The organism is Steroidobacter sp. (assembly GCF_036402275.1).
Lineage (GTDB): Bacteria > Pseudomonadota > Gammaproteobacteria > Steroidobacterales > Steroidobacteraceae > Steroidobacter.
The window spans coordinates 239,074-253,754 of record NZ_DASWTF010000029.1 but is presented as its reverse complement, the minus strand read 5'-3'; the positions used below and the strand labels follow the sequence as shown (position 1 = coordinate 253,754).

At 62.6% G+C, this 14,681-nt stretch carries 13 protein-coding genes; 1 reads left to right on the top strand and 12 read right to left on the bottom strand.

What is annotated here, in order from left to right; translation table 11 throughout:
* Positions 1–105: 105 nt before the first annotated feature.
* From VGD45_RS14605 to VGD45_RS14550, 12 genes are all read right to left on the bottom strand, one after another.
* On the bottom strand, positions 106–609 hold the full coding sequence (locus VGD45_RS14605; protein ID WP_331156053.1) for a tetratricopeptide repeat protein: 504 nt from the start codon (positions 607–609) through the stop codon (positions 106–108).
* 148 nt (positions 610–757) lie between these two features.
* Positions 758–1,174, bottom strand: a complete 417-nt coding sequence (locus VGD45_RS14600) for a DUF4124 domain-containing protein (RefSeq protein ID WP_331156052.1) — start codon at positions 1,172–1,174, stop codon at positions 758–760.
* 116 nt (positions 1,175–1,290) lie between these two features.
* Entirely contained in the window at positions 1,291–2,199 is a 909-nt protein-coding gene (locus tag VGD45_RS14595; protein WP_331156051.1) for a 5'-3' exonuclease, read from the bottom strand.
* An 11-nt stretch (positions 2,200–2,210) separates the two neighbouring features.
* A complete protein-coding gene (locus VGD45_RS14590) occupies positions 2,211–2,765 on the bottom strand; it encodes an HNH endonuclease (RefSeq protein WP_349263275.1) in 555 nt (184 codons plus the stop codon).
* 181 nt (positions 2,766–2,946) lie between these two features.
* Positions 2,947–4,347 carry an efflux transporter outer membrane subunit gene (locus VGD45_RS14585; protein WP_331156049.1) on the bottom strand — a complete coding sequence of 467 codons (1,401 nt, stop codon included), beginning with the start codon at positions 4,345–4,347 and terminating at the stop codon, positions 2,947–2,949.
* Positions 4,334–5,500 carry an efflux RND transporter periplasmic adaptor subunit gene (locus VGD45_RS14580; protein ID WP_331156048.1) on the bottom strand — a complete coding sequence of 389 codons (1,167 nt, stop codon included), beginning with the start codon at positions 5,498–5,500 and terminating at the stop codon, positions 4,334–4,336. The genes VGD45_RS14585 and VGD45_RS14580 overlap by 14 nt, the downstream gene beginning before the upstream one ends.
* Complete coding sequence (locus VGD45_RS14575; protein WP_331156047.1) at positions 5,487–8,675, bottom strand: efflux RND transporter permease subunit; 3,189 nt, start codon at positions 8,673–8,675, stop codon at positions 5,487–5,489. Before VGD45_RS14575 ends, VGD45_RS14580 begins: the two co-directional genes overlap by 14 nt.
* 77 nt (positions 8,676–8,752) lie before the next feature.
* On the bottom strand, positions 8,753–10,147 hold the full coding sequence (locus tag VGD45_RS14570; RefSeq protein WP_331156046.1) for a HAMP domain-containing sensor histidine kinase: 1,395 nt from the start codon (positions 10,145–10,147) through the stop codon (positions 8,753–8,755).
* Positions 10,134–10,811 carry a response regulator transcription factor gene (locus VGD45_RS14565; protein ID WP_331156045.1) on the bottom strand — a complete coding sequence of 226 codons (678 nt, stop codon included), beginning with the start codon at positions 10,809–10,811 and terminating at the stop codon, positions 10,134–10,136. The genes VGD45_RS14570 and VGD45_RS14565 overlap by 14 nt, the downstream gene beginning before the upstream one ends.
* Before the next feature lie 93 nt (positions 10,812–10,904).
* Positions 10,905–12,338, bottom strand: coding sequence for an NAD(P)(+) transhydrogenase (Re/Si-specific) subunit beta (locus VGD45_RS14560; protein ID WP_331156044.1), 1,434 nt, complete (start codon positions 12,336–12,338; stop codon positions 10,905–10,907).
* Between the two features lie 6 nt (positions 12,339–12,344).
* A complete protein-coding gene (locus VGD45_RS14555; protein ID WP_331156043.1) occupies positions 12,345–12,671 on the bottom strand; it encodes an NAD(P) transhydrogenase subunit alpha in 327 nt (108 codons plus the stop codon).
* A 69-nt stretch (positions 12,672–12,740) separates the two neighbouring features.
* Positions 12,741–13,865 carry an NAD(P) transhydrogenase subunit alpha gene (locus VGD45_RS14550; protein WP_331156042.1) on the bottom strand — a complete coding sequence of 375 codons (1,125 nt, stop codon included), beginning with the start codon at positions 13,863–13,865 and terminating at the stop codon, positions 12,741–12,743.
* Between the two features lie 203 nt (positions 13,866–14,068).
* On the opposite strand from VGD45_RS14550, the gene VGD45_RS14545 reads away from it, so the two are divergent.
* Complete coding sequence (locus VGD45_RS14545; RefSeq protein ID WP_331156041.1) at positions 14,069–14,680, top strand: hypothetical protein; 612 nt, start codon at positions 14,069–14,071, stop codon at positions 14,678–14,680.
* Position 14,681: the final 1 nt, after the last annotated feature.

Genomic DNA, 14,681 nt, shown 5'->3' with positions numbered 1-14,681 from the left:
ATTGAGAAACAGGGAAGTTTCGCCAATCAGCCCTACAGGGACGTATTCACGCGGCGGTGCCGGAAGGCCCTCCCCCCGGGACCGCTCGCGAGCCACCGGGCCTCTTCAGCTCTTAGCTAGTTGATCGGCCTTAGCCTCATCCGCCTTGGCCTCCGCTTCCTTCCCCATCTCTCGGTAGATATCCGAGCGACGGTAATAGCAATCCGGCTCTTTGGGATCGAGCTCGATGGCCTTATTCGCGTCAGCGAGCGCCGACTCCGCCTTGTCCATCGAAATATAAATCCGCGACCGGTTCAGGTAGCCGAAGGCGTCGCTCGGCTCCATCTCGATGTACTTGTTGGCGTCTTCCAGCGCGCCATCGTACTTGCCCGACGAATCACGCGCCCTCGAACGCAGCATGTACAACTCCGCTCGCGTCGGCGCCGCTTCGATAGCCTTGCGGAGCAGGTTCTCCGCCTCGCGCGGCTGCCCCTTCTGCAGGGCCTTTTGCGCCTGAGCCATCATCTCGTCGACCGCTTTGTCCTGCGCCGACGCCAGCGGCGTCGCGAGCAGCCAGGCGGCTGCCAGCAGCCCGGCGACCACCCCTCTGAATCCTATGCGAGTACCCATGACGACCCCCTGACTTTGGCCATGCCTGCCGAATTGGTTCTAGCTGATCTCGTGACCTCCGCAGCCGGCGGGTCCGCGGCACACGACTGACTCCATACGACGACATTATGCGCTCACATTTCACGACGCAGGTATAGCGCCGCCTGGCTCAATCGCACTTTTGCGCTCGCCGCTGCTCCTCCAACTGCCGCCGCCGCTCTTTCAGCCGCTCGCCTTCCTGCACGCCGTAACCACTGCGCATCTTGATACGAACATCGCGCAATCCCTGGTCCAACCGGACGCATTTGAGCCGCTGCTGGCCGGGATCGGCGGCCTTGCTCGGCTTGGTTCGGCCGGCCTTGGGACGCTTCGACGGGCTCGCCGCCGAGGCGCGCTCGTCGACCGGCGCCGGGGTGTAAACGGTCACGCGACTGTCATCGATTTCGTGGGGATCCGCACCGGCCTCGCAGCCCCGATCCGAAAACACCACGCCGTCTTCGCCCTCGCAGCGATAGATGACGGTCTGAGCATGGGGCGCGGTCGCACCGATCAACAGCAAGGATAGGAAAGGGGTCGCGGCTCTCATGACGGCTCCTAATGCACGGGGGCATTCAGGATCCGTCCGCGACGCGACTGGAAGTGATCGGCTAAAGAGGCTTTTCCCGCGGTAATTGCTTACCCGCGACAACAAGAAAAGGCTAGCTAGCTCAGCGCCGCGATCCGTTCCGCCTGGTTCCGCAGCAGGCGCCCGAAACCGACGGTGTCGTAGAACTTGTTGAGATCGCCCAGATCCGGCGGCCGCCGGCGCAACTGGGCCATCTCCACATCCAGCGGCATATCGCAGGCTATTTCGGTGAGCTGCCGGGCGAGAAACGCAGCCTCGCGATAGTCACGCAACTGGCCGCAGACGAAGCCGGCATTGCGCAGCTTGATCTTCAACACGCGATCCAGATCGTCGTACAGATGACTCAGCGATTCGAAGTGCTGTAACAACGTCGAAGCCGTCTTGCGCCCCACGCCGGGCACACCCGGAATGTTGTCCACCGCATCGCCCATCAGCGCGAGGAAACAGGCCATGCGCTCGGGCCGTACGCCGAAACGTTCGGCGCAGTCGTCGTAACCAAAGCGCTCGTCGCCCAGGTAATCCCAGTATTCATCGCCGGGCCGGACCAGCTGTGACAAATCCTTGTCGCGCGTCACGAGCACAACCTTGCGCCCCGCGGCGCGAGCACGAGTGGCGAGCGTGCCGATGATGTCGTCGGCCTCGTATTCGCTGCTGACGAACGAAGCAATACCCAGGCCGGCGCACACGCGCTGGCACTGCAGGAACTGACGTTTCAATTCGACCGGCGCCGGCTCGCGATTGGCTTTGTACGCCGGATATAACTTGTTACGAAACGAAGTCACCAGGCTCGCGTCGAACGCGACTGCGATGTGCTCGGGCCGCACGCGCTCGACCAGATCGCCGAGGAAACGGCTGAACCCATGCAGCGCGTTGACCGCGTTGCCGTCGGGATCGACCAGCTCGATGGGGACGGAATGCCAGGCACGGAACACGAACACCGATGCATCTATGAGATACAGCGGCTGCGAGACGAGGGGATCGGCCAATGAATCAAAACCTAACACTGCAGTTTGAGTCGGGCGTGCAACGGGCTCGAGCGGGGGAAGTGCGCCAGCAGATATTCCATCTGGTCCGCCAGCACGCGCCGGCCTTTGAGATAAATGTATTCGGCGTACGTCGGCTTGAACGGCACGGCGATGAGCTGCAGGCCGGCCTGTTCGGGTGTCTTCGACGCCTTCAGGTTGTTACAACGACGGCAAGCCGTCACCACGTTGGTCCATAGATCCAGCCCACCCTGGCTCAAGGGGCGGATGTGATCCCGCGACAGCATGCTCGAGGGAAACCGCTGCCCGCAGTACATGCATAGATGCGCGTCGCGTTTGAACAAGGTCTGGTTGTTCAGCGGCGGCGTATAGTCGTGACGCAGGTTGCCGGGATTGTGCGTGTGACCGATGGTGGCGATGATCGAATTCACCTCGACCACGGTCTGCAATCCCGAGCGGGCATTGGTGCCACCGAGCAGCCGATACAACTGGGTGCCGCAGGTGTAGGCCACCTGTTCCGTGTGATACAGACGTACCGCGTCCCGGTAGTCAATCCACTCCAGGGGCATTCCTGAGACATCGGTCCGCAGGATCTCTTGGGTCAAGTTGTACAGTTGAGGTTGCACGACTCGGACACGGCAAGGTGACTGCACCTAAGATACGCGACTGTTGTGTAAAGATTCAACGGGACAAGTGTTTCAGCTGAAAGACTAAATTTATCAGCTGTTTCGCCCTGACCACGCGCGCCGCTCAACCCTCCCAGCCGCCGCCGAGGGCGCGGATCAGGGCCACGCTGGCCCGTAATTGTCGTGTTTCCAGGTCCAGAGCCTCGCGTTGGGCGTTCAGCGCAGTGGTCTGGGACTGCACGACTTCCAGGTAGCTCACCGCACCCTCACGATAGCGATTCATCGCGAAGTCCAGGGATTGCTGGGCCGAAGTGACCGCCGAGCGCTCGGATTCTGCGGCGTTCCCGTAGTGGTGAAGCAGGGCCAGGCTGTCTTCGACTTCCTGAAAAGCGCTCAACACCACACCCCGGTACGTCGCGCCCGCCTCGTCCAGCACCGCCCTGGCCTGCTCGACCCGCGCGCGGCGACGGCCTGCGTCGAACAACTCCAGCAGGAGACTGGGCCCCACCGACCAGGCGGCGTTCGGGGCGGTCAGCCAGTCGCTCGACCGGTTACTTTCGAAGCCATAGACGCCGTTCAGGGCGATGGCAGGGAAAAAGGCGGCGCGAGCCACTCCCACACTGGCGTTCGCGGCGGCCGTGCGGCGCTGAGCCGCGGCGATATCCGGCCGGCGTTGCAACAGGTTCGTGGGCACTTCGCGGGGGATTTGAGGGAGTTGCAAGGGAACCGAACGCGGTTCCAGAGAGAATTGCGACGGCGATTCGCCCACAAGCGCCGCGATGGCGTGTTCGAGCGTCGCGCGCTGAGCCTGGTTCTGCGAGCTCTGCGATCGCGCCGTCTCCAACTGGGTTTGCGCTCGCGCGACGTCGAGGCCGGACACGATGCCAGCTTCATGGCGTTCCTTGGTCAGCGACAAGGCGCGGTCGTAGGCCGCGACGGTGTCCGCGAGCAAGGCGGCTTCGCGATCCAGGCCGTAGAGCGCGATGTAGTAATCAGCGAGCTGGGCTTGGAGGCTCAACCGCGCTGACTCCAGATCCGCGGCGGCAGCGCTCGCTTCGAGATCGCCCGCCTTCACGTCGTTGCGGACACGACCCCACAGATCGACTTCATAAGTGGCCTCGATGCCCGCGCCATACGAATTGTAATAGCGAGGCGACGCCTGGCCGGCAGGCGGGCTGGTTTCGGACTGCCGCGCACGGACGCCATCGGCGCGCAATCCGAAAGATGGAAACAAACCGGAACGCAACTGATCGGCAAACGCCTTTGCCTGTTGATAGCGCGCGAGCGCGGCTTGCAGATCGGGACTGTTTTGAATCAACTGCGCCTGCAATTTATTCAGCTCGGCGTCGCCGTACGGCTGCCACCACGCATCGCGGGGCAATCGATCGGCAGGCGCGGCCTCCGTCCATGGCGCGGGCTCTTTGTAAGAATCCGCAGCGGGAACTTCAGGCAGCTCCAGTTTGGGTGCGAGCGAGCATCCGGCCAGCGCCAGCGCGGCGACGATCGAGAGCTCAACCCGCCGCATTGCCGGCTTCTTGCACTGTCGGTTCGAGGACGCGCACGGCGCTGCCGGCGATCAAGCCGTCGGGCGGCGTGGCGATCACGCGATCGCTGGCATCGAGGCCGGTGGCGACTTCAATGAATGCGCCGTGATCGCGAGCGATGGTGACCGGCTTCATGATCACGCGATTGTCGGATCCAACCGTCGCCACGCGCAGCCCGGACTGATCGAATATCAACGCGCTCGCCGGCACTCGCAGCGCGTGCGCTTCGCCCTCCAGCTCGAAGCTGACGCTGGCATAACCACCGGGCAGTAACTCGCCCGACTTGTTATCGACAATGAGCTGCATCAGCGTCGTGCCCGTCGCGACATTCACGGCTCGCGCTGAAGCTTCCACTGCGGCCGAATATTTCTTGCCGGGCTGGTCGGGCACCGTGATCGTCGCCTTCGCATCGGTGTTGAGCTGGCTCGCGTAGACCTGCGGCACGTTGACGTACACACGCAGCCGGCCCGTATTGGAAACGACGAACAACTCCCGACCAGCGCCGCCGCCGGCGGTAATCAACTCGCCGATATCGGTATTGCGAGCCGTGACGACACCGTCGAACGGCGCCACGATTCGTGTGAAGCCCTTCATGGTCCGCAGCCGCTCGACATTGGCCCGCTCGGCTTTGACCAGCGCTTGCTTGGCCGCGAGATCGCCCACCTTCTCTTCTACTTCCTGACGCGACACCGAGTCGCGACCCAACATCGACTGCCAACGTTTGGCCGTGCTCGCGGCAAGCGCGGCGTTTGCCTCGGCGCTGGCAAGGTCGGCTTCCGCTTGTAACAACTGCTGCTCGATATCCGGCGCTTCGATTTCCGCCAATAGCTGCCCCGCCTTCACCGGCGCACCGATATCGACCTTCCATGTCTTCAGATAACCGGACACGCGCGCATGCAACGGCGCACGCGACAGCGCCTCCAACCGACCGGGCAACTCGATCCGCGCCGCTGCATCACCATTCGTCGGCGTGACCACGGCGACCGTGGGGATCGCCTGCTCCTCCGTCCATTCGCTCAGCTCGCGATGATCGCTGACGCGCATCCCGATCCCGGAAACGACGATCACGATGGCGATGACGGCGATAACGATGCCGGCGCGACGCAACGCGCGATGGGAATCAGTGGGCGGCATGAGGCTCTCCTGCAAGCAACGGCTCCGCCGTTGGCTTGCGGGCGTAATGACGATGCACGATGCTGAAAACGACAGGCACGAAGATGAGCGTGGCCACTGTGGCGAAGATCAATCCGCCCACCACAGCACGCCCCAGCGGAGCGTTCTGCTCGCCACCTTCACCGAGGCCGAGCGCCATCGGCGCCATGCCAATGATCATGGCCAGTGCGGTCATCAGCACCGGGCGGAAACGAACGAAACCGGCGTCGATGGCGGCTGCCACCGGATCCGCCAGCTGCTCCAAACGTTCGCGCGCGAAGCTGACGACGAGCACGCTGTTCGCCGTGGCAACACCCATGCACATGATCGCGCCGGTCAGCGCCGGCACCGACAGCGACGTGAACGTCGTGAACAACATCCACACGATGCCAGCGAGCGCGGCAGGCAGCGCGCTGATGATCACCAGCGGATCGCTCCAGGACTGGAAGTTCACCACGATCAGCAGATAGATCAGCACGATGGCGCCGACCAGACCGAACAGCAGGCCCGAGAACGAGCTGTCCATGGTGCGCACCTGGCCGAGCAGTTCGACGGAAGATCCTTTCGGCAGGTCCTTCGCGTGCGCGTCGACGATCTCGCGAATGCGCGAAGTCACCGCCCCCAGATCGGCTCCTTGGGTGGTGGCATAGATCTGCACCATCCGTTGGATGTTGTATTGGGAGATCACACCGCTCGACGTCGTCCGGGTAATGTCGGCGATGCCGCCGAGCAGATGTGACGTATCGGAATTCGCACCTGTCACCGGCAGCGTCGCCAGCGAGCTCAATTCATCCATCTTGTACTGCGGCGTCTGCACGACGATGGGGTATTGAATGCCGGTCTCCGGGTTGAGCCAGAACGTCGGCGCGACCTGCACCGAGCCGGCCAGGTTCACCACCATGCTGTTGGTCACATCGCGTTCGGTGAGGCCCGCGAATTGCGCCCGCGTGCGATCGACGTCGACGTTGAATGTCGGCAAGCCACGCGCCTGCTGAATGCGCGCATCCGCGATGCCCGGAATCCGCTTGATGTCGGCGAGCAGGTTCTCCGCATAAGCGAAGTTCGCTTCCAGGTTGTTCCCGCGAATCTGCAGGTCGATGGGCGCCGGCGAACCGAAGTTCAGAATCTGACTGACGATGTCTGCCGGCGTGAACGAGAAGCTGGCCCCCGGGAATCGCTTGGGCAACTCTTCACGCAACTTCCGCACGTAGTCCGCGGTGGGCCCGTGATCTTCCTCCAGCGTCACCTGGATATCGCCGTCCTGCGCGCCGATGGTGCCGGTGTTGTTGTACGTCATATTGATGCCGGAGAACGGCATGCCGACGTTGTCCACCAGCAGCATCAGCTCGTCCGGCGGAATGACCTGACGAATGACGTCCTGAATCCGCGCCGACATATTCGCCGTTTCCTCGACGCGCGTGCCGGGCTGCGCGCGGAAGTGAATCATGATCTGACCGGAGTCCACCGAAGGAAAGAAATTACGGCCGAGGAACGGCACGAGCAGAAATGACGCCAGCACAAACAACATGAAACCAGTGACGAACACGCGCCGGTGTGACATGGCCATCGTCAGCAGCTCTTTGTAGCTGCCGCGGAATCGTTCGAACTTCTCGGAGAACGAACGCTGGAACTTCACCAGCGGATTGGACGACGGCGCCGTCGTCTCTTCATGCGAATGGGGACGCAACAGATACATCGCCATGGTCGGCACCAGCGTGCGCGACAGGATGAACGAACAGACCATCGCGAAAATCACCGCCAGCGCCATGGGCACGAACAGGAAGCGAGCGACGCCTTCCAGGAAGAACATGGGCACGAACACGATGCAGATACACAGCAGCGAGACGAACGCAGGCGTGACGATCTGCGCCGCGCCGTCGAGGATGGCGGTTTGCACGTCCTTGCCGTGCTCGAGATGCCAATTGATGTTCTCGATGGTCACGGTCGCATCGTCGACCAGAATGCCGACCGCGAGCGCGAGGCCGCCGAGCGTCATGATGTTCAGCGTCTGACCGGTCATCGACAGCAGGAACACGGAGCCCAGCACCGCCAGCGGAATGGACGTGGCGATGATGACTGTCGAGCGCCAGCTGCCGAGGAACAACAGAATCATCAAACTCGTCAGCACGGCCGCGATTGCGCCTTCCACGACCACGCCGGTGATGGCGCTGCGAACGAAAATGGACTGATCGCCGATGGGCTTGATCTGCAGCTCATCCGGCAGCTGCGCCTTGAGTTGCTCCGCCTTCCTTTTTACGCCCTCGATCACGGCCAGCGTCGATGCCGAGCCGTTCTTGAGCACGTTGATGAGCACCGAGCGCCCGCCGTCCACGTGCACGATGTTCGTCTGAGGCGCAGCGCCATCACGCACGTGCGCGACGTCCCGCAGGTAAACCATCGCGCCATCGACCACGCGAATCGGCAAGCGGCCCAGCTCTTCGATGACTGACGGGCTGTTGTTCAGATTGACGACATATTCGAAGCCACCGATCTTCTGCGTGCCCACTGGCGTGATGAGATTCTGCGCGGCCAGCGCATTCGCCACGTCCGTGCCGGACAAGCCGCGCGCCTGCAGCGCCGTTGGATCGAGATCGATCTGGATCTGACGATTCTTGCCGCCAAAGGGAAATGGCACGGCCGCGCCGGCCACGGTCACCAATTGCGTGCGAATCGTATTCAAGCCCAGATCGCCGAGCTGCTGCTCGTTCATGCCCTCGCCAGAGAGCGCGAGCTGCAGGATCGATACCGTAGAGGCGTTGTAGTTGAGGATCAGCGGCGGATTCACACCCGGCGGCATTTGCCGAAGAATGGTTTGCGCAATCGCCGTCACTTGCGCGTTGGCAGTGTTGATGTCGGCGGTCGGCTGGAAAAAGATTTTGATGACGCCGAAGCCGGTATACGAATTCGCTTCGATGTGCTGGATGTCATTGACCGTCGTGGTCAACGTGCGCTGGAAATTGGTGGTGATGCGTCCGGCCATACCGTCGGGCGGCAAGCCTGCGTACTGCCACACCACGCTGATCACCGGGATGCGAATGTTCGGAAAGATATCCGTGGGCGTGCGCAGGATGGCGAGCACGCCGAAGATGAGGATGAGCACCGCCAGCACCACGAAGGTGTACGGGCGACGCAAAGCGATTTTGACGATACCGAGCATGCGGGGCGAACGATCCTGGAAGGACCATTATGGGTCCGGTCGCCGCCTGTGAAGGCATCGAGCAGATGAAAGCTTTTTTAGGTGCTGGGTGTCTGTGCCGCCGTCGGCCCGCACGACAGCGAGAACCACGCGCCGCCGGCGGGGTTGTCGACGATCTGTAATTTGAAGCCGTGCAATTTGACGATGGCGGCCACGATCGACAGACCCAGTCCCGAGCCTGAAACATCCTTGCTGGTGCAAGTACCGCGATAAAAGCGCTGTAAAACAGCGTCGCGCTCCGCGGTTCGAATGCCCGGACCGCTGTCGATCACGTCGATGCGCACACCCTCGGCGGCATCCTGAAGTAGGCGCAGCCGGATGCTGCCGCCGGAAGGCGTGAACTTGATGGCGTTGTCGACGATGTTAGATACGGCTTCGAGCAACAGATGCGGATCGCCCCGCACCGAAGGAATATCGTGCGCGACCTCGAAAGAAAACGCGATGTGCTTGTCCTCGGCCAGCGGCGTATAGATCTCCCGCACGTGATCGATGGTCTTCACCAGATTCACGTCCGTGAATCCGGCGCGGCGATGCATATCTTCCAGCTCCGAGATACGCAGCAATGCACGGAAACGATCCAGCAACGAATCCACATCGAGGATGGCCTGCTCCATCACGGGGCGATGAGCACTGTCGCTCGGTGCTTCACGGTGCATGCGATGCAGCTGGGTGCGCAGCCGGGTCAGCGGCGTGCGCAAATCATGGGCGATGCTGTCGCAGACGCCTTTGACCTCGCTCATCAAACGTTCGATTTCTTCGAGCATCGAATTCACGATGCCGGCGAGCATGTCGAGCTCGTCGCGACGACCGGAGACCGGCAAGCGTTGGTGCAAGTCGCCGCGCATGATGGGTTGCGCGGCTGTTTCGAGTGCACGAATACGTCGTAGCGGGCCTCGCGCCAGCCACAATCCACCGATGAGGCCCGGAATAATCGTGAGCGACAGGCCCCACAACAGCGATCGATAGATGATGGCGTTCACTTCATCCACGACGCTGGTGGCGCGCGCGAGGATCAAAACTTCGCCGGTGCCGAGTCTGGTTGCGAGACCTCGGGCGCGAATCGGCCGTCCGGTGCCCTCCTGACGCACGCCGCCGGGCAGGAAATGAACCACGCCGTCCAACGAAACGCCCTCCGGCATCCGCTCGATATTGCCGATGGTTTTTCGGCCCTGCTGATCGAACAGGCCGTAGAGCATCACGCCCTGCAGATCCAGCGCGACGGTCTGCGCCATGGCGTCGGGCAGCCGTTCCCGGTCGATGTGATTGAGATAGTGCATGCGCTGGCGCAGGATCTCGTCGACCACGCCAGACAAATATCGTTTGGTGTCGTACTGCACCCAACTCACCAGCAGCACGCTCCACAACACGAACAGGATGCCGTAGATCGGCAGCACCCGGACCGTGCTGATGCGTGACAGCTCAGCGAGCTTCAAGCACGTACCCTACCCCGCGAACGGTGTGGATGAGCGGCTCCCGTTCGGGTGGATCGAGTTTGCGACGCAGGCGACCGATGTGCACCTCGATGACGTTGGTGCCCGGGTCGAAGTGATAACCCCACACGGCTTCGAAAATCATGGTGCGCGTCAGGACGCGACCGCTGTGACGCATGAGAAATTCGAGCAGACGGAATTCGGTGGGTAACAGATCCAGCAGCGTGCCGCCGCGACGCGCCGTGCGATCGATGAGATCGAGCTCGAGATCGCCGACCCGCAGCACCATGGGGCGCGAGACGTTGGCATGGCGGCGCAGGAGCACTTCGATGCGCGCGGCCATTTCGTCGGGATTGAACGGCTTGGTGAGATAGTCGTCGCCGCCAGCACGCAGGCCGCGGACTCGTTCGTCTGCGTCGGACAGAGCGCTGATCATCAGTACGGGCGTCTGCACGCCGGACTCGCGCAGGCGAGTAACCAGCGTCAGTCCATCCATGCCTGGGAGCATGCGATCGAGCGTGATGGCGTCATAAAAACCCCCTCGCGCGCGCTCGAGCCCGGTGTTGCCGTCGCCGACCCACTCCGTATCCAATCCGTACCGCTGCAACTCGGCGCAGATTTCGTCGGCGGTCACGCGGTCGTCTTCGATGATGAGTACTCTAGCCACGGCTCCAAGCCACGCCATCATGGAACCGCCAGCCTACCGCCCCGGCGCAGGACGGGCAATTAAGGATCCTTTAAGTTGCGTCGCTCCCCAAGGCTAGTGGCCGCCGCCTTCGAGCGACTTCACGGCCTGGATCATAGACACCATCACCTTCTGCGCGTCGCCATACACCAGGTTGCAGTTGTCGGCGAAGAACAGCTCGTTCTCTACGCCCGAGTAGCCCTTGCCCTGGCCGCGCTTGATCACATACACCTGCTTGGCCTGGTCGACGTTCAGAATGGGCATGCCGTAGATCGGGCTGGATTTGTTGGTGCGCGCTGCCGGGTTCACCGTGTCGTTGGCGCCGATGACGATCGCGACGTCGGCTTCCTTGAACTCGCCGTTGATATCTTCCAGGTCGTAGATCATGTCGTAGGGCACGCCCGCTTCCGCGAGCAGCACGTTCATGTGACCCGGCATGCGGCCGGCGACCGGGTGAATGGCGAACTTCACTTCCACGCCCGCATCGTTGAGCAGCTTCACGAATTCATAGAGCTTGTGCTGGGCCTGAGCCACCGCCAGACCGTAGCCCGGCGCGATGATGACCTTCGAGGCATAGCGCATGTTGATCGCGGCATCGCCTGCCTCGGCCGGCTTCTGCGAACCTTTGATCTCGCCCTGCTGCTCGCCGCCGCCATCGCCGAAATTACTGAAGATCACATTCGACACGCTGCGGTTCATGGCCTTGGCCATCAGCAGCGTGAGCAGCGTACCGGCCGAGCCCACCACCATGCCCGCGATCATCAGCGCCGGGTTTTGCAGCACGTAACCTTCGAAACCGACCGCCAGGCCGGTGAACGCGTTGTAGAGCGAGATCACCACCGGCATGTCTGCGCCGCCAATGGGCATCGTCATCAACACGCCGAAGATCAGCGCGCCGATGAAGAACGCAGCGACCACGCCCGGATGCGCGTGACCATGCGCGACGAACACGATGTATGCGCCGACACCCAGCGTCGCAAGAAACACGATGCCGTTGAAGATCTGCTGACCGCTCATGCGCCACACGCCGTTGATGCGACCGTCGAGCTTGGCCCACGCGATCAACGAACCGGACAGCGAGACCGCGCCGATCAACGCACCCACCACCGCCAGCAGCAGCGGAACCGTTTGATGTACGGCATTCGTTCGCAGCAACTCGACCGCTGCAATCGCAGCCGCCGCGCCACCGCCCATGCCGTTATAGAGCGCGACCATCTGAGGCATTTCCGTCATGGCGACGCGCTTGCCTTTCCACCACGCCCACCCGGTGCCTATCGCCAGCGCCGTAATCGCGTACGCGACGTTTTCGCCCAGCAGCGGGATCGCTGCCTCGTTGACGCCGAAGTAATAGAGAAAGCTGGCGAGCACTGCGACCAGCATGCCGACGCCCGCGACCACGATGCCGGAGCGCGCCGTCACCGGCGACGACATGCGCTTCAAGCCATAGATGAAAAGAAACGCCGCCGCGAAATAGCTCGCGTCGATGACGAACTGCGGAGTGATGTTCATGGGCGCTTATGCCTTCTTCTGGTCGCCAGCGCTCTTCTTGTCGCTGGGTTTGAACATTTCCAGCATGCGCTCGGTGACCACGTAACCGCCGGCGGCGTTACCCGCGCCGAGCAGCACGCCGAGAGTGCCGATGACCTGCTCCACCGTCGATGTCGCGTTGAGCAGCGCATACATCGCGCCGACCACCACGATGCCGTGCACGAAGTTGGAGCCCGACATCAGCGGCGTGTGCAGAATCGCCGGCACCCGGCCGATGATCTCGTACCCGGTGAAGGCCGCGAGCATGAAAATGTACAGGGCGACGAAGCCCGTCAGCGTCGTAGCTAGATCCATAGTTTCCTCGAAGTCATGGGCTAACTTCTGAATGCTTTGGGAGAGCGGCCCGGCTGGCGCCGGGCGCTCTCAGGGGCCGATGAGTTTCTGTGCAGCTTCGTTGACGATCTTGCCGTCGTGCGTGAGTGCGGTCTTGGCGATGACCTCGTCGCTCCAGTCGAACTTGATCGCGCCGTCCTTCAAGAACAGCTCGATCAGGTTGAATTGGTTCTTGGCGTACAGCTCGCTCGCGTGCTCGCCGAGCAGGCTGGGCACGTTGAGCGGCGCGACGATGGTGACCTGACCGATCTGGATGGTTTCGCCCGGTTGCGTGTATTCGCAGTTGCCGCCGCCCTCGGCGGCCAGATCCACGATCACGCTGCCGGCCTTCATGCCCTCGACCTGCGCCTTGCTGATGAGCTTGGGCGAGGGCCGGCCGGGGATGGCGGCCGTGGTGATGATGATGTCGGCTTGTTGGATGTGCTTGGTGACGACGCTGGCGATCTTGTCTTTTTCTTCCTGAGTAAGCTCACGCGCGTAGCCGCCCGCGCCGCGTGCGTCGACGCCAGTATCGACGAACTTCGCGCCGAGCGATTCGGCCTGCTCCTTCGTTTCGGGCCGCACGTCATAACCTTCTGTCATCGCGCCGAGGCGACGCGCGGTCGCGAGCGCCTGCAGACCGGCGACGCCGAGGCCCATCACCAGCGTGCGGGCCGGACGGATCGAGCCGACGGCCGTGGTCATCATCGGCAGGATGCGCGCCAGGTGCGTGGCGCCCAGCAACGCTGCGTAATAACCGGCAAGCGCGGCCTGGCTCGACAGCGCATCCATGGCTTGAGCGCGAGTGATACGTGGCACCAACTCCATCGCGAAGGTGGTGATGCGCCGGTCGCGAAGCAGCTTAGTGAGATCCACTTCCTTGTGCGCGTAGACGAATGAAATCAGGATGGCATTCGGTTTCATCGCATTGACGATGGCCGCATCGGGCGGCTGCACGCTCACGACCACGTCGGCGTCGCGCACCAGCTCGAGCGGATCGGCGCTGAATTTCACGTTCTTGAATGCCGTATCGGCCAGTTTCACGGCCGTGCCGGCGCCGGCCTGCATGTGAATCTCGGCGCCGAGCTTGCTCAGCTTGTCAGACACCGCGGGGACCATCGCGACGCGTTTCTCGTTGGCGCGCGTCTCTTTCAGAACGGCTATCTTCACCGGCATGCCGATTCAACCTCCCCCGAACGGTTCCAAGCCTGGCTCCAGACCCCAGAGCAAGAGATAAAAATTCCCGCCATTGTGGATGCCTTGCCCGCGCTCGGCAACACGCGCATTCTTCGCCACCGATGTCCAACATCAGCCGCTACAAGGCCGTTTCGGCGCTCGCCTACCCGCTGGTCGCTCACTTCGCCGTCATCCATAACAGCATGACGTTGATCGTCGTCGCGCTGGCGCTGCTGATTCTTGTACCCATGTTGCCGGCCTTGGCCCGTGGCAGCGTCGCGGCGTGGCTTGCCGTGCCGCCGCTCGCCGCCTGCCTCTGGTGGCTGTCTCGGTCCACGCACGCGACGCTGCCGCTGTATATCGCACCGGTGCTGGTCCCAGGATTCATGGCGGGCGTATTTGGCAGCACGCTGCTGGCCGGTCAGTCGCCTCTGATAGAACAGATCGTCCGCCTGATGGATCCGGTCGAGCCCGAGCCGGACGTGCTCATCTACGCCCGCAAGCTGACACTGGCCTGGACGCTGTTCTTCATCGCGCTGTCCGCCACCAATCTGGTGCTGGCGCTGCTCGCCGAGCCGGACGGGCTGCTGCTGGCTGGCGGAATAACGCCGCCGTTCACGGTGCCGCAGGAATGGTGGTCGCTATTCGCCAACCTGATCGGATATTTGCTGGTCGCGGCCTTCTTTCTGATTGAGTACGCTTACCGCAGCCACCGCTTTCCGCGGCAACCCTATCGCAACATGCTGGATTTTTTTGTACGAGTACTCGCGATCATGCCGCGCCTGGTCAGCAATGTCGCCGCCCCGCGCCGCTGAA

Excerpts from the sequence above, each read along its gene's own strand:
- VGD45_RS14545 (WP_331156041.1), top strand. The coding sequence starts at position 14,069 with ATGACGTTGATCGTCGTCGCGCTGGCGCTGCTGATTCTTGTACCCATG.
- VGD45_RS14560 (WP_331156044.1), bottom strand. The coding sequence starts at position 12,338 with ATGAACATCACTCCGCAGTTCGTCATCGACGCGAGCTATTTCGCGGCG.
- VGD45_RS14600 (WP_331156052.1), bottom strand. The coding sequence starts at position 1,174 with ATGAGAGCCGCGACCCCTTTCCTATCCTTGCTGTTGATCGGTGCGACC.
- VGD45_RS14580 (WP_331156048.1), bottom strand. The coding sequence starts at position 5,500 with ATGCCGCCCACTGATTCCCATCGCGCGTTGCGTCGCGCCGGCATCGTT.
- VGD45_RS14575 (WP_331156047.1), bottom strand. The coding sequence starts at position 8,675 with ATGCTCGGTATCGTCAAAATCGCTTTGCGTCGCCCGTACACCTTCGTG.
- VGD45_RS14585 (WP_331156049.1), bottom strand. The coding sequence starts at position 4,347 with ATGCGGCGGGTTGAGCTCTCGATCGTCGCCGCGCTGGCGCTGGCCGGA.
- VGD45_RS14555 (WP_331156043.1), bottom strand. The coding sequence starts at position 12,671 with ATGGATCTAGCTACGACGCTGACGGGCTTCGTCGCCCTGTACATTTTC.
- VGD45_RS14590 (WP_349263275.1), bottom strand. The coding sequence starts at position 2,765 with ATGCCCCTGGAGTGGATTGACTACCGGGACGCGGTACGTCTGTATCAC.
- VGD45_RS14550 (WP_331156042.1), bottom strand. The coding sequence starts at position 13,865 with ATGCCGGTGAAGATAGCCGTTCTGAAAGAGACGCGCGCCAACGAGAAA.
- VGD45_RS14605 (WP_331156053.1), bottom strand. The coding sequence starts at position 609 with ATGGGTACTCGCATAGGATTCAGAGGGGTGGTCGCCGGGCTGCTGGCA.